Origin of the sequence: Kitasatospora sp. NPDC094019, from assembly GCF_044764505.1 — a bacterium.
Classification (GTDB): domain Bacteria; phylum Actinomycetota; class Actinomycetes; order Streptomycetales; family Streptomycetaceae; genus Kitasatospora.
The window spans coordinates 91,227-107,447 of the sequence record NZ_JBIWIF010000013.1 but is presented as its reverse complement, the minus strand read 5'-3'; the positions used below and the strand labels follow the sequence as shown (position 1 = coordinate 107,447).

Sequence of the window (16,221 nt, the reverse complement as noted above, 5' to 3'; positions counted from 1 at the left end):
CTAGCCTGACGCGGTGACGAATCGAAACTTGACCTTCCGTACCGGTGCGGCCGGCCTCGCGGCCGCCGGCCTCGTCCTTCTCACCGCCTGCGGCGGCAGCAGCAGTAGCAGCAGTAGCAGTGGCGACAGCAAGGCCAAGCAGGTCGGCTGGTACCGCACCGTCGGCGATCTCTGCGCCGTGGTGGGCGATCCCGGCCTGCCGGGGGAGCTGAGGAGCTCCACCCCGGTGACGAGCCCCGGAATCGCGGACGACCCCTCCAGGACGATCAGTTGCAGCTACGCCGCCGGTCCGGCGACGGAGGACTGGCGGGTGGCCATCGACGCGACAGTCTTCGAGGCCGCCCGCGGGTGTCACTGGCTGGAGGTCGAGGCGGACATCGCCAGGTCGCCGCTCGGCGGGCCCAAACCGACCGAGACACGGAAGTTCGAGATGACCGACGGCGGGGGGCTCGGCCAGGAGGGCTACTGGTCCTCGGTCCGGCACCCGCTCGTCGACAGCATCCCCGGGCCGGTCGACCAACTGGGCTTCAAGTCGGGTTTCTGCGACGGGAATCTGCGGCTGACCGTCGAGGTCGAGTACGGCGCGGGTTCGGGCATGGCCGCGGACTACCCGGGCGCGCTCGACAAGGCGGAGGAGGCGTCGCGGAAGAAGGCCGCCGAACTCCTCGAGCGGACCCGGGAGAAGCTGTTCGAGCGCGCGACGACCCCGCAGCCGACGGCCTCCTGAAGGACGGGCGCCGCCCCGGCCGGGGCGCACGACGGTCGGTGGCGCCCGCAAACGTCCGGGGAGAGCCGCACCGGTTCTCCCCGGACCACGAACGGAGGAACCACGATGGACCGCGTCCCCGGCCCCGCGGGGCCGGGGACGCGGTTGTTCGCGGTCCCGCGCGCGGCTACGCGGGGGCGTTCCGGAGATCGTCGATGATCAGGTTGGCCAGGCGCAGTTCGTACTGGACGACCGTGGTGGAGCCGTCGCCCCACCTCTCGGTGAGGTCCACATGGGTGTGACCGGCGCCGCTGTCGCCCTGGACGGCGGTCCAGCCGTCCGGCACGTTCTGGGCGCGGAAGACCGGGTCGGCGTGGTGGTCCGTGGCCCACTGGTCGAGTTTGCCGTTCAGCTCCTCGGTCAGGTACCGGTGGCGGGTGTTGTACGCGCCCTGGGTGTCCCCGTCGAGGATGTCCTGGCGGTACTGCTGGAAGAACCTGTTGACCTGCGTCACGGCGCGACTGGCGTTCTGGTCGGCCGAGTCGGCGGCGAGTGCCGGGGCGGGGCCGAGCAGGCCGGCCAGGGAGAGGGCGAGGGCGGCCGCGGAGGCGGTGCGGAGTCGGATCATGCCGCCCAGTCTGGGAGTTGCCGCTGACGTTCGGTGGAGGACTCGCCGACACCGGGTCACGACTTCGGCCGACCCTCCCGCTGCTCCTCACTCCCGTCCTCGACCCGGTCGACCGGATACCCGCAGCGGGCAACCGGTGCCGACGCGGGCGGCGAGTTCGGCGCGCAGGGCGGCGAGTTCGGCCATACGCGCGTCGACGAGGCGGATCTTCTCCTCGAACAGGGCGGACAGCGCCTCGGCGGTGTCCGGTGCCCCGCGCAGTTCCTCGCCGGTGCGCGCGATCTCCGCCAGCGAGAATCCGAGTGTCTGCGCGGTGCGGACGTAGTGCAGCCAGGCCACCGCCTCGGGCGGGAAGTCGCGGTAGCCGTTGGCCGCGCGCGCCCCCGTGACGAGGCCGATCCTCTCGTAGAACCGGATCGTGTCCCTGCTGATCCCGGTCTGCGCGGCCAGCTCTCCGATGCGCATACCCCAGCGCCCCTTTCGGACAGTGAACTTGACCTTGGACCGTACTCCACTGTTTAGCGTGAGGCTCCAAGGACCCCGACCCCGATCCCGACCGGAGCCCACGTCATGAGCCGTCCCCTCACTCCCGCACGTCCCGCTTACCTTCGTGTCGTACGCGCGAGCGCCTGGTACGACCTCGCCATCACCGCGGGATTCGCGACTCCCTGGACCTACACACTGGTGCACGGCGCGCTCTCCGCGCTGGGAGACAGCCTCGGGCTGGGCGTCCTGCCCGCCCCCGACCCGTGGCAGACCTTGTACGCCAACCTGATGGGATCGGTCGTGATCGTCTGGGCCGTCCTGCGCATCGTCCGGCCATTGCCGGTGCACGGTCTGCTCGACGGCATCGCCCGCGTCCTGTTCTCCTCGTGGATGGCCTACGCACTGGCCCACGGCGTCTCACGGATCCTGTGGCTGTTCCTCACCGTCGAGACGGCGTGGGGCATCGTCCAACTCCTGCCGTGGCGAGCGGCCGCACACACCGACCCGGCGGCCGACCACACCCTCCCGTCCGACGGACGCCGACTCGGCGCGGCAGGTCGATGACGCCCGCACCGGGGACGGCGGACACCCTCCGCGCGCGGTCCCGCCGGACGCGTACTCGCCTCCGCCGTGCTCGGTGCTCGGTGATCGGTGCGATTGTCGGGGAGTCAGCCGTTCTTGAGGGCGGGTGGGTGACCGGGGGTCGCGGCTACGCCGATGCCCGCAGCGTTTCTGGCCGGGCCGTCCGTTCGTCCCCCTCTCTCCGGCCCGGCCATCGGCCGCTCCCTGCGGACAGCCCCGCCAGGCGGCAACGCCTGCGCCTACTGTGTGGAAGAGTCCGAAGATTCGATCGGATCAATAACGGGTGACATGGAAATCGAGGACGTGTCCGAGAGGATCTCCGGTGCGGGATCTGCCGCGGAAGCGATTTCTGATTCCCTGCCGATCTCGATCGATATCGAGCAGGATGACCCGATGACCACTGTGGATCTCGGCGATGTCCTGGATATCGACCTGAGGCCGATCGGGGACTGGTCCAACTACGGATTCTTCTGCGGAGGCTTCTCGTTCGAGGAGATGCCGGTGGAGATGGCAGTTTCCGCGGTGCGGTCGATCGCGCTCGGCGAGGCGACGGTCCGCAGCACCGGAAAGTGGATCTTCCGGGAGCGAGTGCTGGAGCTCCACGTCGACGGGGAACGGTGGAGGGCGTTCCGGTCACCTTCCCGCGAAACGCCGTCCTGGGAGCGGCTCGTCGATGCACATATTGACGAGAGCCCTCGGGCGGCGGTCGAGCGGTCCGCCGTCCAGGTCGGTGGCATTGGCGCTGTTCTTCCAGGTCGCAGCGCATGGCAGTGCGACCGGCGAGCCCCGGGGCGGGTGGGCCGGGGGGGGGGCGGGCGCGGTGGCGGCTCCATCGCTCTGCTCCGGGATCCGGGGCGAACGGCGGCGGCCTGGTATCGGCAGGCCCGTCCGGGCTGGGAGACTGGTGATCATGACCGACCGTCGCACCCTCACGATGCCCTTCTCCGAGCCGGCCACCGACGCCGCCGTGCCCGCCCGGTCCGGCGGGCGCCTGCCGTCGCCGGTCGAGCAGGGCGCGGACTTCCGCCAGCCGCCCGGTGAAACCGCAGCCGTCTCCGTTCCGCCCCGGCGTCCGCTCGCCGCGGGCGGCCTGACCTTCTCCGACCCGGCCCGCCGGGCCTGACCGGCCCGTCCGCCGTACCTCCTGTGGCGACCCCTCCCGCCGGGGCCCGTTCGCCGCCGATGGCCGGCCGCCCCGCTTCCACGGCCCCGCTTCCACCGCCTCGTCTTCGCCGCCCCGCCCTTGTGACGGTCACACGGGCGGCCCCGTGTCATGGCGCGGGCGGGAGTTCCCTCGCTCTCACGATGTACACGACCAGTCATCGGTGCGGTCCCGGACCGGGGTGATGGACGTGCCCGGTCGTGGCGGGCGTGCCGTCAGAGAACGAGGGACGCCGAACGCCCATGGCCATCCGCCGCTCCTTCGCCCGTTGCGCCGTCTCCGCCCTGCTGCTGGCCGCCCTCGCCGGGCCGCTGGGTCCGTCGGCCCACGCGGCCGACCCCGACCCGAACGATCCTGAGGGCACCGTCCTCCTGGAGAGCCTGGGCTACCAGGCGCCCGACCTCGTCACCGCCGAGGTCTCCTACAGCTGCGAGCCCGACACCGCGCAGTCCCTGGTCGTCGGCTTCGAGCAGGAGTTGGACTTCGACGAGGAGGCCGCCGGCAGCGCGGAGGTCGAGGACATCACCTGCGACGGCACCACCTGCACCGTCACGGTCGACATCCCCGTGAGCGAGGGCGGCGCGGACTTCGAGGAGCCGCTCGCCGGTCAGGTCGTCATCGTCCTGACCGGGGACGACCTGCCGGTCGTCGAGAACGACTTCGCGGTGGACGAGGGCGGGCGTCCGCGTGCCCTGGGCCGGGCGGACAAGAAGTTCCGCTGGAAGAAGGCGACCGTCCCCTATGTGGTCGACCCGAAGCTGACCAAGAGTCAGAAGAGCGACGTGAAGGCCGCGATCGACCACTGGGAGCAGAAGACCCCGATCAGGTTCGTCGTCCGGACCGCCGGGAACGCCAGGAGCTACCCGGACTACGCCGTGGAACTCGTCCACGAGATCGGGCACACGGTCGGCCTCTACCACGAGCAGGAGCGCCCCGACCGGGACACGTACGTCACGGTCTCCTTCGAGAACATCGAGCCGGCCGACAAGCACAACTTCCAGATCCAGAAGGGCGAGAGCACGTTCGGCACGGCCTACGACTACGCGTCGATCATGCACTACGGCCCGAAGTCGTACTCCAAGAACGGCAAGGACACCATCACGCCGAAGCAGAAGCTCCCCGCCGGGCTCGTTCTGGGCGGGACCACGGAGCTGTCCGCCGGAGACATCGCCGCCGTCAAGGCCATGTACAAGTAACCCGGGCACGCGGCGGGCCGGGAGCCCCGCCCGCCGCCGGCAGGGTCCGGCCCCCTCGGCGGCGCGGGCAGGGCTCAGGGGGCGGCCCGGTGGGCCGTCACGGCGTCCAGGGGCTTGGCCGCCTCGGCCGCCGCCCGGTCCGGATCACCGGCGCGGATCGCCTCGTACAGGCCCCGATGCAGGTGGGTCGGCGGTTCGGGCGGGTCTTCGAGGGCGTTCGAGCGGCGCAGGCTCTCGGCCACCGCACTGGCCAGCCCCTGGTACAGCTCGATCAGGACGACGTTGTGCGAGGCGTCCACCACCGCGCGGTGGAAGGCCACTCCGGCCGCGACCCGGTCGGCCTCTCCGTCGCCCTCCCCGCCCCGGTCCCCGCCTCCGCCGCCGTCCTCGTCGCCCTGGAGTCGGCGCCAGGCGGCCGCCAGCCGCTCCAGGTCCTCGGGTGTGCGACGGACGGCCGCGGCCCGCGCCGCTTCCACCTCCAGGGCCCGGCGCGCGGCAAGGACGTCGCTCAGGTCCACCGTGCCGAAGCGCCGCCGCAGGATGCCCTCGGTGTCGGTGCGCGCCCGCACGTAGACGCCGTCCCCGTGCCGGATCTCCAGCACACCGGCGTGGGCCAGCGCCCGAACCGCTTCGCGCATGGTGTTCCTGGCCACGCCGAGCAGGTCCATCAGCACCGGCTCCGGCGGGATGCGCTCGCCCAGCCCCCAACGTCCGGAGGCGATCTCCTCCAACACGGTCTCCGCGATCCGCTCGACACGGGAGCTCGATCCGACCTTCAGCATCTGTTCTCCGGGATCACTGGACAGTCAATGATTGACCGTCTGTCAGGTGACATGATTCCCTTCCCGGCATGGATCTCGCAACCCGGGCAACTGCCCCGACCACGGCCACCGTTCACCGCACCGGCCGGCTGCGCACCGGCGGCGCCGAGCTGAGCTGGCACGCAAACCGGACCACGACGCCGGTGGTGTTCGTCCACGGCTCCTTCGACGACCACACCAGCTGGGACGAGGTCGTCCCGCTGCTCCCGCCGGGTGTCACGGCCGTCCGCTACGACCGGCGCGGTCACTCCGGCAGCAGCGCGCCGGGCCGGACCGTCATCCACGAGCACGTCGGCGATCTGGCCGCGGTGATCACCGAACTCTCCGGCGGCAGCGCCCATGTGGTCGGCCACTCCTACGGCGCCCTCGTCGCGCTCATGGCCGCCGCCCGCCATCCGGAGCTGGTCCGCAGCGTGCTGGTGCACGAGCCGCCCGCCTTCCCCCTGCTCACCGGCGACCCGGTCGGCGAAGCGATGCGCGACGCGGCCCGGTCCCACGTCGTCACGGTTGCCGAGTACATCGAGGCGGGCCGCGCCGAGGAGGCCGTCGCGCTCTTCGCGGAGCAGGTCGCCTTCGGCGAGCACTGGCGGGAGCTGTTCACCGAGCCGCAGCGCGCGATGCTCGCGGCCAACGCCCCCACGTTCCTGGAACAGTTCCGCGACCCCGACCACTACGCGCTGGACCTCGCCGCACTGGCCGCCGGCCCCGTCCCGATCACCCTCACGGTGGGCACCGACGGCCCGCCCGCGGTCCGCCGGATCACCGGGATCCTCGCCGAACGCCTGCCCGCCGCCGCCGTCCGCACGATCACCGGCGCCGGCCATGCGCCCCACCTCAGCCACCCGGCCGAGTTCGCGGCCGCCCTCGCGGGCCACCTGGAGCGCGTCCGCCTGGAGTCGGTGCCTGTGCCGGGCGCTGGTGGGTAATCAGTTGGTGGCCGCGCGGACAGGGGTGTTGGGGACACCCGATGGCGAGGCAGGCACAGGTCTTGGCGATCATGGAGTTGCGACGCTCCGTGATCACCGGGGAGACCTGTGCCTGTGCTGCCATCGTGGCCGACCGAAACGCTCTGGGGCAGTTCGCGGCCCTGTTGTCCGAGCGGCCGGCTCCAGCGAAGCACCATAGGAGGACGGGCTCTGTCCCTTGAGTCGCGAGTGAGTTGCGAGCGCCCGGGGGGCCGTCGGCGGCGGGTTACGGCATTGCCGTGAATGCCTCCCGGTGGTCGCGTGCCCACTGCTCGAACGTGCCCGCCGGTCGGCCCAGCACCCGCGGCACGCGGTCGGTGACGTAGGCCGCACCTCCAGCGCGCGCCCAGCCGATGCCAGTGATCATTCCGGCGGGCAATTGGTCGAGCGCATTCGTGTCGGCGATCCTGACCGGTCGTTCAAGCACGTGCTCCAGGATCGCCGCCTGGCCTGCGAAGGTCAGCAGTTCCGGCCCGGTCAGGTCGTACCGCTGCCCGTCGTGCGCATCGCTGGTCATGGCGGCGACGGCCACCGCAGCCACGTCCCTCGGGTCGACGATGGCCTGCCGGGAGTCGCCGACCAGGTTCGGAATCGGTTCTCCGGCCTGGATCAGCGCCCGGTACCACAAGAAGTTCGAGGCGAGGCTCGGCGGGCGGAGCATTGTCCACACGAGCTCGCTGGCTACGATCGCCTCCTCCGCGGCGAGGTGCCAAGCGCCGACGGTCGCTCCGTCGAACCGCTCGCCGCTGCCGATCGCGGACAGCTTGACGATCTTACGGACGCCCGCCGCCCGCGCGGCCGCGACCAGGGCGATGTCGTGGTCCGCGGTCGGCACGGGGGGCACGGTTACGAGGAAGACAGTGTCGACGCCGGCCACCGCGCGCGCCAGCGATGCCGGGTCGTCGAAGTCGGCACGCACCCCTCCGGGCCGCTCGCGGCGGGACATCGCCCGGAACGGCACGCCCCGCTCGGTGAGCAGACGGACGACGTGACTGCCGATGGTGCCGGTGGCACCGGTAACAAGGATCATGCGCCGACGATGACAGCGCTCCCACGCCGCGGGATAGGAAGTTTCGGCACTATCGTGGACCGCGTGAGTTCTCTCGTCGTGCCGCCCGCCCTTCTGCGCTGGGTCGCCGGGATCGATGTCGCTACGGCGGTGGGTTCGGCGGCGGTCGACGTACCCGATCACGCCACCACACTTCTCCTGCGTATCGACAAGCGTGAGCTGATCGTCATGGGCCCCCGTACCCGGGCCGCCTATCACGTCGGGGCGTCCGGCCACTCGTGCGTGCGGGTTCGCATGCGGCCGGGGCGCGCCCAAGCTCTGCTCGGCCGCCCGCTGCGCAATCTCGCCGACCGGGCCCTGCTGTTCCGCGAACTACCGGACCTGGACGTCGACCAGCTCGCCGCCGACCCGATCGCCGCTCTCGAAGGAGCACTGGCCGACCGCCCGGAGCCCCCGGAGCGGCTCGAAGAGGCGGCACACCTACTGCTCGGCGACACTGTCGCCACGACCGCGGCCCGGTTGCACATCAGTGAGCGCCGTCTGCACACCCTGTTCACCGACGGCACCGGTCTGTCCCCCAAGCACTTCGCACGCATCGGCCGCGTTCGCACCGTGCTCGCGGCCGATGCCGGCCGGTGGTCGGAGATCGCCGCGACGGCGGGTTACTACGACCAGTCCCACATGACGGCCGAGTTCCGCCACTTCATGGGTGTCCCGCCGGCCGCGTTCACCGCAGGTCGGCGTCCCGCCGCTACTCCGTGCACGGCCTGAGTTCCGACACCGGCAGAGGGTGAGTTGCAGCAGCTTGCCGAGACGGTCCGGTCCCTGACCCGCTCCCGGAGACCGGAGCGGGCGTTCGGGTGTCCTCGGCCCGGTGCCCGGCCCGCCGTCCGGCCGACGTCCGGCCGTCGCCCCGACGGCCGGACGCCGACTCGGGTCAGCCGGTGGCGCGCAGGGCCGAGAGCGGGTAGTGCAGGTGCTGCGGGACGGCGGCGTCGATGGCGGCGAGGGCCGGACCGAGGCCGGAGAAGAGGTCCGGGTCCACGGGGACGAAGCAGTTGCCGAGGCCGTGGAGGACGCGGCCGCCCTCGTGCACCTCGACACCGACCACCTCGGTGTAGGGGAAGCCGTGGACCTGGCCCTCGTCGTCCTGCCACCACGCGCCGTCGGCGTTCACCACGAGCCGCACCTTGCGGGCCGCCCCGAACCGTGCCCGGGCCAGCAGCGGCGGCCGGTACTGCGGTCCGGCGGGCAGTGCGGTGCGCTCGGAGCAGCCGGCGGCGGGCAACGCCGACCGGTCGGGCCGGGCGAGGGTCAGCTGCTCCACCTGGCAGGGCACGAGCAGCAGAGCCGTCTCCATCGCTGCCGCGAAAGCCTCCCGCACCTGGGCCGGGGTCACCTCGGCCTGCCGCGCGAGCTTGGTCGCGGCGTCCACATGGGTCTCGTCGAACAGCAGGTCCGCCGCGCGCTCGACGATCTCCATGTCGAGGGTGCGCGGGTCGGTCAGGAACTCCCGGGCGGCCTCGCGCTCCTCGGCCAGTTCGGCCTCGGTGGGCTCCTCCTCGGCGAGGCGCAGGGCCTCCTGCCAGAGCAGTTCGGCGACGCGCCGCTCCTGGCCCTCGCGGACGTCCAGCTGGATGCTGCGCTCGCCGCGGCCGGGACCGACATAGACGGCGGTGCCGCCGACGTCGTAGCTCAGACCGTGCTCGTGGCGGACGGTGTCGGTCAGGCGCTGGTTGAGGATCTGGGTGGCGAGCAGCATCGTCTGGTCGTCGAGGTCGCAGGAGAGCAGCAGGCCGGGACCGGGGACGTCGGCCCGGTGCCAGGACGGTCCGGTGCTGCGCGGCGCCGGGTGCGGCGCGCGGGTGGTGCGGGGGCCGGGCGGCAGCGGGAGGCGCAGGTCCTGCGGCGGTGGGCCGGTCAGGGCGAGGACGGCGTTGCCGGCGTGGAAGTGGCGGGCGACGGTCTCCCGGACGGCGTCCAGCGGGATCCGGTCCGCACCGGGGCCGCCGAAGGAGGCCAGTCCGAGGCCCTGGGTGCCGTAACGGATCGACAGCAGTTCGCCGGTGACCGGGTCGGCGGCGGCGCTGCCCTCGGCGGCCAGCACTCCGGCCTCCTTCTCGATCCGCTCCAGGGGCAGCTCGCCGAGGGCGGCGCAGACGCGGGCGAGGAAGTCGACGACCTGTTCCGGTCGGCCGGAACAGGTGAAGTCGGTGATGGTGAGGCTGACGGAGGCATTGTGGTCGAAATGCAGCCGGGGGAGCGTGCTCATCGCCAGGTGCTCGACCAGGTGCGTCACCCCGAGGGTGCGGAAGGTCTCGTCCTGGACCCCGCAGCCGAACATCAGGGTTGCTTCGAGCGGGCCGGGCGTCTCGGTCCAGATGACGGGGACGCCGTCGATGAGATCATGGTGCATCGGATGATCATACATTCATCGCTTTGTCGACCCGGGGGAGTGGTCCTGTGGCCGAGTTCCCGGGCCGAGATTTTGATCGTGCACGATCCGGGCGATCGCGGTCGGACAACCCGATGGTCCACGGAGGACCGGTGCCTGCCATAATCGGGCGACTTCACCAAGAGGGGGGCTTTCTCACATGCGTCTGCGTCAGGCTTTCAGACTGACCGCCGTGCTGGCGACCGCCACGTTCGGCCTGTCGGTTCCCGTTGTCGCCGGGCCGGTGGCCACGGCGGCCGTGCCCCGCGTCGAGCAGCACGTCCAGGAGCAGGCTCGAACCGCCGTCGGCGGGGCGCCGGCGCAGCTCCGGGCGGGTGCCGATCCCAGGACCGCCGTGCTGCAGCCCGGTGAGCGGGTGCAGGTACTGGGCGTCAGCGAATCCTCGTTGCTGAACAGCGGTGGCCACTACGGCCTGGGGGTGTGGGCCAGGTTCTCCACGCTGCCCGGCGCCGTTCCGCCCTTCGCCGTGAGCGCCGTCACCTCGACCGCGATCGGCACCACGACCGACAGTGTGGTCCACAACGTGGTCACCGCCGGTGGCCGGGTCTTCATGGTCGACCGGAGCATGTCGGACGGCCGCTGGTCCTCGTGGGGCGAGGTCACCTCGGCCGGCGCGGCCGGTCCGCTGCCCGGTGTGCCCGAGGAGATCGCCGTCACCGCCATGGGCCGCAAGTTGCACGTGCTGGCCCTGGTCGGCGGCGATGTGTACCAGGCGACCGGTGACTGGAGCGCCGGTACCTGGTCCGGCTGGGGCGACGTCAGCGCGGCCGCGGGCCTGCCCGTCGTGACCCGGATCGCGGCCGCCGCCACCGGGAACTCGCTGCACGTGGCGGGCCTCGGCCTCGACGACGGAGTGCACGTCGCGGACGGCGACTACGACCGCGGCACCTGGAGCGTCGGCGAGCCCGCGCCCGTCGTCGGCCTGCCCTCCGCCGAACCGATCGGCGAGCTCTCGGCCGCCGCGATCGGCGGTACGTTGCACGTCGTCGCCGTGGCCGGTGAACGTCTGTACCAGGCCAGCCGTGACTACGCGGCCGGCTCCTGGGTGGGGTGGAGCGACCTCACCTCCGCCACCGGGGCGCTCGGGCCGGTCGATCGCGTCTCCGCCGTCGCCATCGGGAACAAGCTCCACCTGTACGCCCTCGTGCGCAGGTGGATCTACAACGCCACCGGCGACTACGACCGCGGCGCCTGGACCGGCTGGGGCAACGTCACCGCCGCCGTCGACGCCCCCGGGCTCGGCGACCTGGCCGTGGCTGCCGCCTGACGCTTCGTCGGGTATCAACGGTGACGACACCGCCCGCCGGGTTCGCGCGAACCCGGCGGGCGGTCCCTCGCGCTCCTTCGTGCTCGACGAATACAGCCGGTGCCGAAGGGTCGCCGCCCTGTCCGGCCCGGCCCCGTGCGTCGACGCAGCCGCGGACAGGGGCCGCGAGGGGAGGTCAGTACTGCCGGGTCTGCTTCCAGTCCACCCGGCCGCCACCTCCGGTGGCCAGCACGTAGATCGCCGCCTGGTAGGCGAAGAGGGCGAAGGCACGGGCCGTGAAGCCGTTCCGCTCCATGTCCCAGCCTCCCTGCCAGCCGCCGTTGGCGTTGACCCGCGCGAGGGCGATCCGGTTGTCGCCGGCCCGGCGGACGGCCACCTGGCCCTCACCGTTGTCCGTGATCGCCACGGACGGTGAGCCCTCGCCCTGGATGCCGGCGAGGATCTCCTGCCCCCACCAGTTGCCCTGGCCGTAGGTCTGGCGGATGACGTTGACCTGGCGGTCGGTGCCGAGCCAGGTGCCGATGATCGTGCCTCGCCAGTGGAGGTTCCACGAGCTGAGGTCCGTTTCGAGGTGCAGGGGGAAGTCGCTCCTCGAATTGGTGATCCTGGTCGGGTTGCTCCAGGAGTTCGACGTCCCGTCGAGGAAGACGCTCCAGTTCTCGTCGCTGCTGGAACCCCGGTAGGCCATGAGGGTGCTGCGGTTGGGGAGAGCGACCACGGACACGGCCATCGTGTTGGGCGTCGCCACGCCGTTGGGCACCTGGGTCCACCCGGGCCGTACCCGGGGCGTCGGGCTCCCGGCGTCGACCGTCACCTCCGTGTGGAACACGAACCCGTTGGTCCCGGTGTGAAAGACCCGGAACGTCGACGACTGTCCGTTCGACACCGCCAGTTCCACCGCCGGGTCGGCGTACGTGGTGGCCCCGGCCAGCTCGATCTCCTGGCCGTGGCCGACGGAGACCTGGATGGCGTTGTTCGTGGAGCGCCACACCTGGAGGAGGTTGTTGTTGTTCGGGTCCCGGGACTCCTCCATCGCGCCGGGCGTGGTGACGAAGTGACCTCCCACGGTCTCGTGCGCCCAGTCGGTCCCCTCCCCGGGCTGGGAGGCGTGGGCCGAGGAGACCCCGATGAACGCGACCGAGACCGCGGTGAGCAGAGCCACGGCCGGCAACAGCCGCCGCTTCGCTGAGTTGCGCATGTCCACGTCTCTCTTCTTCCCTGCCGATCGAGGCCCCCGCCTCTGTGCGGGGCGCCGGTCCGACGCTCGCACTCGCCGGCGCGGAGGCGCATCAGTCATCCGACTGCCGACTGCCGACTGCCGACTGCCGACTGCCGACCCGTCCGAACGGCGGCCTGGAACCCACGCCCACCGGGACCGGTACGGCCACGGCGGCTCAGCCGGTGTGCTCGTGCGGGTGGAGGTCGAGCGTGAGGTGCGGGGCGAGTGCGTTCAGGAAGTCCGCCGCGTCGAAGATCTCACCGGCGGAGGCGACGCCCACCGTCCTGGTGCGGCCGGTCAGGACGCGTTCGAGCGCCTCGACGACCAGGGGGGCTGTGACGGCGTAGATGTCCCGGCCGCCCGCCGTGGCCCGCCGTTCGGCACCGTCCGAGCGCACGATGACGTCGACCAGGAAGGTCTGGTCCGAGCGGCCGTCCCGGTCGGTGGCGGTCGGGGCCGGTGTGTGGGGTGCGGCGATGTCGCGGACCGCCTCGGTGGTCATGTAGGTGGTCACGTCCGGGACGGCCAGGTGCTGGGGGACGGTGACGACGTCCGCCATCGTGAACTCCCCGATCACCTCCCGGACTCCCACCGGTTCCGGGAAGGTCCACTCCAGAGTGGGCGCGCTGTCGGTGCGCCGCTCCCACTGCCCGCCGCGGTAACGCAGGCGGACGTCGCCGCGCCGTTCGCGGGAGACGGCACCGGACAGGCGGGTGCCGGCGGTGGGGTGCCAACTGCTCAGCGCGTAGGCGACGTGAACCTCGTCGGCCGCCGTCCGGTCGCCCATCGCCGCGGTGGCCAGCAGGTCGCCGAGGCCGCCGAAGAAGGCCATGGCCGGGACGATCACGGCCCCCGCTTCCCGGGCACGCTCGCGGTAGTGGGCGAAGGTGTCGAGATTCGCCTCCAGTTCGGCGGCCACGTCCAGGTAGGGGATCCTCGCACGGAGCGCGGCCTCGATCACGGGACCGGTGGTCGTCGCGAACGGACCGGCGCAGTTGATGACCGCCGCGGTGCCCGCCAGGGCCGCGTCCAGCGAGTCCGCGTCGTCCACCGACGCGACCCGGGCCTCCAGCCCGAACTCCTCGGCCAGCTCCCGCACGGCCCGCGCGTTGCGCCCGGACGGCACCGGGACGAACCCGCGAGCGGCCAGTTCCGCGACCACGAACCGCCCGGTGTGACCGTACGCGCCGAACACCGCAACCAACTGACCTGACTCCATGAGACCGCTCCCCGCGCTCGAAACACCGCCGCGCCGTCGATCCGCCGCGTCCTGACATCCCCCATCCTGGCCCCGCGGCAGCACCCCGTACGAGCGTCGGAAACGACATGGCACGTACAGTTTCGGACATGCCCACCATCGCGGTAGCCGTCACCGACGGCATGCTCCACTACGAACTCTCGGTGGCCGTCGAGGTCTTCGGATCCGACCTGACCCACCTCGTGGACCCCTGGTACGACTTCTCCCTCTGCGGGAACGGTCCGGTGCACGTCGACCGCTTCCGCCTCGAACCCGACCACGGCCTCGACCGCCTCGCGCACGCGGACACGGTGATCGTGCCCGGCTGGGCCGACACGGACCGCGAGCCCCCCGCCGAACTGGTCGAGGCCGTGCGCGCCGCCCACGCGGCCGGCGCCCGCATCGCCTCCCTGTGCACGGGGGCCTTCGTCCTCGGCGCGGCCGGACTGCTCGACGGAAGACGCGCCACCACACACTGGGCCCACACCCGGGAACTGGCCCGCCGTCACCCGGCGGCCACCGTCGATCCGGACGTCCTGTACGTCGACAACGGCGACGTCCTCACCTCCGCGGGCAAGGCCGCCGCCATGGACCTGTGCCTGCACCTGGTCCGCCTCGACCACGGTTCGGCCAACGCCAACAGGATCGCCCGCCGACTCGTCGTCCCGCCCCACCGCGACGGCGGCCAGGCCCAGTTCATCGCCACCCCCGTCCCCGAACCGGGCAACCACCCCCTGGCGGAGCTCTTCCCGTGGGCACTGGAACGGCTGGACCACCCGCTCACCGTGGAGGACCTGGCCCGCCAGGCCCGGATGAGCTCACGTCACCTGGCCCGCCAGTTCAAACACCTCACCGGCACCACACCCCTGAACTGGCTCCACACCCAACGGATCCGCCACGCGCAGGAACTCCTGGAAACCACCAACGCCACCGTCGACACCATCGCCACGGCCACCGGCATGGGTACCGCCACCACCCTGCGCCGCCACTTCCACCGCAGTGTCGGCGTCCCGCCCGACGCCTACCGCCGGACCTTCCGGCCCTGAGAGGGAGTCCCAGGGCCCGGCCGGGCCGTCCGGCGGCGGCACGGCACACACGGCACGGGGAAGGTCGGGTCGAGGACCTTCGGCCGTGCTGTCACCACGGGTACGGGCAGCGGGCCGGTGGAGTGTTCGAGCAGGTGCAACAGGGGCGCGGCGCACCCCGCTGCACCCCGCTGCCCTCCATTCCGCTCCCACTCCGGCAGGGCGGCGGCAGGGTGGCACCGCCGCCGCGCCGGTCCCCGCCTCCGGCTCTGCCCGTCCCGCTGCTTCCCGGCCGCCGCGGTGCGGTCAGCCGCCGCTCTTGCGGCGGAAGTTGCGCTTTCCGCCGGCCGCGGCGTGGGTGCCGTGGATCTTCGAGTCGCCGTTCGGGCCGCCCGCCGTACTGCTGCCGTTGGCGCCGTGCTTGCGCTGCAGCGCGGCGAGGAACTGGGCCTTGACGTCGTCCGGGGCGGCTGCCCCAGGGGCCTCGGCGGCGGCGGCCTCGGCCTCCGGCTTCTCGGAGCTCTCGGGGTTCTCGGGTGACGCTGCGCCGCTGCTCATACGGGACCTCCTGGTGGGGTGATGTCGGCTCGGTGCCTTCAGGGGACACCATGTCATGTCCCACGGCCCACCCGTCCCACCGGACCACCGCGGACCCTCACCGGCTCCGCGGCCCGGACCGCCACGCCGGTCCCGTGCCGGTCGTGCCGCGGGAAGCCGAAGACCGCGGTGTGCCGCCGCGCCGGCTTGGCTGAAGGGGGCCCGAAGTACCGTCCCGGGCGGAGGGCACGAGAATTCACATGACAGGTGCGAGCCGGCTCCGCGATCATCGGCCGGTGACCATGGAACCGGACCTTCTCGGTCCGAGCACCGTGTGCCCACCGCCCGACGAGGGCGGCGTGGAGGTCCGCCCGATCGTCAACGGCCGGGATCTTCGGGCCGAGACGGCCCCCGGGGGCGTGGGAGGCAGCCGGTAATCGGGAGTGGCCCCCGGTACCTGCTGGACCGGGACGGGCCGTTGCACACCACGGCCACGCCCCACGAAGTGCGTCTCGCCTGGTCCGGACGCGGCGTGGAGGAGTGCTGCGGAGCCCTCTGGGTGACGGTCGGGCGCGACGGGGACCAGGTGGTCCGGGCGGGCTGGCGCGACCCGGCCGATCATGACCTCGACCTGCCGGAGCTTCGGTTCCCCACAGTTCAGTACGAGGCCGAGGTCCTGCGAGCCGGAGGGGATCGCGGCTGGGAATGGCCGGCCGGAGCGGTCGCGCGGCTCCTTAGGAACCCGCGCGTTGCGAGAAGCCAAAGGTCCTTCCCATCGTTGGTACCGATGAGCCAGATCGAGCACCTGCTCCCGTCTTTCTGCGCTGTCGTCAGATAGATCCCCGGGCCGGAGTCCGTAGCGCCCGGCGCCGGGCAGTCGCACCGCTCTGCTCCGGGACGAGCCGGGTCCGAACGGTCCAGCCAGG

16 protein-coding genes are annotated in these 16,221 nt (G+C 72.1%); 8 read left to right on the top strand and 8 right to left on the bottom strand.

What is annotated here, in order from left to right:
- Window positions 1–13: 13 nt before the first annotated feature.
- Window positions 14–727 carry a hypothetical protein gene (locus ACIQ9P_RS26860; protein WP_402361190.1) on the top strand — a complete coding sequence of 238 codons (714 nt, stop codon included), beginning with the start codon at window positions 14–16 and terminating at the stop codon, window positions 725–727.
- 166 nt (window positions 728–893) lie between these two features.
- Here ACIQ9P_RS26860 and ACIQ9P_RS26855 read toward each other — a convergent pair whose 3' ends face one another.
- Together ACIQ9P_RS26855 and ACIQ9P_RS26850 are read right to left on the bottom strand one after the other, a co-directional pair.
- On the bottom strand, window positions 894–1,334 hold the full coding sequence (locus tag ACIQ9P_RS26855; protein WP_402361187.1) for a hypothetical protein: 441 nt from the start codon (window positions 1,332–1,334) through the stop codon (window positions 894–896).
- An 87-nt stretch (window positions 1,335–1,421) separates the two neighbouring features.
- Window positions 1,422–1,799 (bottom strand): MerR family transcriptional regulator, encoded by a 378-nt coding sequence (locus ACIQ9P_RS26850; protein WP_402361184.1) that lies wholly within the window; start codon window positions 1,797–1,799, stop codon window positions 1,422–1,424.
- 105 nt (window positions 1,800–1,904) lie between these two features.
- On the opposite strand from ACIQ9P_RS26850, the gene ACIQ9P_RS26845 reads away from it, so the two are divergent.
- The 3 genes from ACIQ9P_RS26845 to ACIQ9P_RS26835 all read left to right on the top strand — a co-directional run bounded on the left by ACIQ9P_RS26845 (window position 1,905) and on the right by ACIQ9P_RS26835 (window position 4,760).
- On the top strand, window positions 1,905–2,384 hold the full coding sequence (locus ACIQ9P_RS26845) for a hypothetical protein (protein ID WP_402361181.1): 480 nt from the start codon (window positions 1,905–1,907) through the stop codon (window positions 2,382–2,384).
- A gap of 928 nt (window positions 2,385–3,312) precedes the next feature.
- Window positions 3,313–3,525 carry a hypothetical protein gene (locus ACIQ9P_RS26840; protein ID WP_402361178.1) on the top strand — a complete coding sequence of 71 codons (213 nt, stop codon included), beginning with the start codon at window positions 3,313–3,315 and terminating at the stop codon, window positions 3,523–3,525.
- Between the two features lie 281 nt (window positions 3,526–3,806).
- Window positions 3,807–4,760, top strand: a complete 954-nt coding sequence (locus ACIQ9P_RS26835) for a M12 family metallopeptidase (RefSeq protein WP_402361175.1) — start codon at window positions 3,807–3,809, stop codon at window positions 4,758–4,760.
- 74 nt (window positions 4,761–4,834) lie between these two features.
- On the opposite strand, the gene ACIQ9P_RS26830 is transcribed toward ACIQ9P_RS26835, so the two are convergent.
- Window positions 4,835–5,542 (bottom strand): FadR/GntR family transcriptional regulator, encoded by a 708-nt coding sequence (locus tag ACIQ9P_RS26830; RefSeq protein ID WP_402361169.1) that lies wholly within the window; start codon window positions 5,540–5,542, stop codon window positions 4,835–4,837.
- 68 nt (window positions 5,543–5,610) lie between these two features.
- Between ACIQ9P_RS26830 and ACIQ9P_RS26825 the strand changes: the two genes are divergently transcribed.
- Entirely contained in the window at window positions 5,611–6,507 is an 897-nt protein-coding gene (locus ACIQ9P_RS26825; protein ID WP_402361166.1) for an alpha/beta hydrolase, read from the top strand.
- A 265-nt stretch (window positions 6,508–6,772) separates the two neighbouring features.
- Here ACIQ9P_RS26825 and ACIQ9P_RS26820 read toward each other — a convergent pair whose 3' ends face one another.
- Window positions 6,773–7,576 (bottom strand): NAD(P)H-binding protein, encoded by an 804-nt coding sequence (locus tag ACIQ9P_RS26820; RefSeq protein WP_402361163.1) that lies wholly within the window; start codon window positions 7,574–7,576, stop codon window positions 6,773–6,775.
- A 63-nt stretch (window positions 7,577–7,639) separates the two neighbouring features.
- Between ACIQ9P_RS26820 and ACIQ9P_RS26815 the strand changes: the two genes are divergently transcribed.
- Complete coding sequence (locus ACIQ9P_RS26815; RefSeq protein WP_402361160.1) at window positions 7,640–8,326, top strand: helix-turn-helix domain-containing protein; 687 nt, start codon at window positions 7,640–7,642, stop codon at window positions 8,324–8,326.
- 166 nt (window positions 8,327–8,492) lie between these two features.
- Here the strand turns inward: ACIQ9P_RS26815 and ACIQ9P_RS26810 are convergent, their stop codons facing one another.
- A complete protein-coding gene (locus ACIQ9P_RS26810) occupies window positions 8,493–9,971 on the bottom strand; it encodes an insulinase family protein (protein WP_402361158.1) in 1,479 nt (492 codons plus the stop codon).
- A gap of 178 nt (window positions 9,972–10,149) precedes the next feature.
- Here ACIQ9P_RS26810 and ACIQ9P_RS26805 point away from each other — a divergent pair, with 178 nt between their 5' ends.
- Window positions 10,150–11,277, top strand: a complete 1,128-nt coding sequence (locus ACIQ9P_RS26805) for a hypothetical protein (RefSeq protein WP_402361156.1) — start codon at window positions 10,150–10,152, stop codon at window positions 11,275–11,277.
- A 175-nt stretch (window positions 11,278–11,452) separates the two neighbouring features.
- Here the strand turns inward: ACIQ9P_RS26805 and ACIQ9P_RS26800 are convergent, their stop codons facing one another.
- On the bottom strand, window positions 11,453–12,475 hold the full coding sequence (locus ACIQ9P_RS26800; protein ID WP_402361153.1) for a hypothetical protein: 1,023 nt from the start codon (window positions 12,473–12,475) through the stop codon (window positions 11,453–11,455).
- Between the two features lie 196 nt (window positions 12,476–12,671).
- Window positions 12,672–13,715, bottom strand: coding sequence for a saccharopine dehydrogenase family protein (locus ACIQ9P_RS26795; protein WP_402361151.1), 1,044 nt, complete (start codon window positions 13,713–13,715; stop codon window positions 12,672–12,674).
- Window positions 13,716–13,843: 128 nt separating this feature from the next.
- On the opposite strand from ACIQ9P_RS26795, the gene ACIQ9P_RS26790 reads away from it, so the two are divergent.
- The gene (locus tag ACIQ9P_RS26790) at window positions 13,844–14,779 is read left to right on the top strand and encodes a helix-turn-helix domain-containing protein (RefSeq protein ID WP_402361148.1); all 936 of its coding nucleotides are present in this window, start codon (window positions 13,844–13,846) and stop codon (window positions 14,777–14,779) included.
- A 285-nt stretch (window positions 14,780–15,064) separates the two neighbouring features.
- Here ACIQ9P_RS26790 and ACIQ9P_RS26785 read toward each other — a convergent pair whose 3' ends face one another.
- Window positions 15,065–15,316, bottom strand: a complete 252-nt coding sequence (locus ACIQ9P_RS26785) for a DUF5302 domain-containing protein (RefSeq protein WP_402361145.1) — start codon at window positions 15,314–15,316, stop codon at window positions 15,065–15,067.
- Window positions 15,317–16,221: the final 905 nt, after the last annotated feature.

Excerpts from the sequence above, each read along its gene's own strand:
- ACIQ9P_RS26855 (WP_402361187.1), bottom strand. The coding sequence starts at position 1,334 with ATGATCCGACTCCGCACCGCCTCCGCGGCCGCCCTCGCCCTCTCCCTG.
- ACIQ9P_RS26850 (WP_402361184.1), bottom strand. The coding sequence starts at position 1,799 with ATGCGCATCGGAGAGCTGGCCGCGCAGACCGGGATCAGCAGGGACACG.
- ACIQ9P_RS26845 (WP_402361181.1), top strand. The coding sequence starts at position 1,905 with ATGAGCCGTCCCCTCACTCCCGCACGTCCCGCTTACCTTCGTGTCGTA.
- ACIQ9P_RS26840 (WP_402361178.1), top strand. The coding sequence starts at position 3,313 with ATGACCGACCGTCGCACCCTCACGATGCCCTTCTCCGAGCCGGCCACC.
- ACIQ9P_RS26835 (WP_402361175.1), top strand. The coding sequence starts at position 3,807 with ATGGCCATCCGCCGCTCCTTCGCCCGTTGCGCCGTCTCCGCCCTGCTG.
- ACIQ9P_RS26830 (WP_402361169.1), bottom strand. The coding sequence starts at position 5,542 with ATGCTGAAGGTCGGATCGAGCTCCCGTGTCGAGCGGATCGCGGAGACC.
- ACIQ9P_RS26825 (WP_402361166.1), top strand. The coding sequence starts at position 5,611 with ATGGATCTCGCAACCCGGGCAACTGCCCCGACCACGGCCACCGTTCAC.
- ACIQ9P_RS26820 (WP_402361163.1), bottom strand. The coding sequence starts at position 7,576 with ATGATCCTTGTTACCGGTGCCACCGGCACCATCGGCAGTCACGTCGTC.
- ACIQ9P_RS26810 (WP_402361158.1), bottom strand. The coding sequence starts at position 9,971 with ATGCACCATGATCTCATCGACGGCGTCCCCGTCATCTGGACCGAGACG.
- ACIQ9P_RS26805 (WP_402361156.1), top strand. The coding sequence starts at position 10,150 with ATGCGTCTGCGTCAGGCTTTCAGACTGACCGCCGTGCTGGCGACCGCC.
- ACIQ9P_RS26800 (WP_402361153.1), bottom strand. The coding sequence starts at position 12,475 with ATGCGCAACTCAGCGAAGCGGCGGCTGTTGCCGGCCGTGGCTCTGCTC.
- ACIQ9P_RS26795 (WP_402361151.1), bottom strand. The coding sequence starts at position 13,715 with ATGGAGTCAGGTCAGTTGGTTGCGGTGTTCGGCGCGTACGGTCACACC.
- ACIQ9P_RS26790 (WP_402361148.1), top strand. The coding sequence starts at position 13,844 with ATGCCCACCATCGCGGTAGCCGTCACCGACGGCATGCTCCACTACGAA.
- ACIQ9P_RS26785 (WP_402361145.1), bottom strand. The coding sequence starts at position 15,316 with ATGAGCAGCGGCGCAGCGTCACCCGAGAACCCCGAGAGCTCCGAGAAG.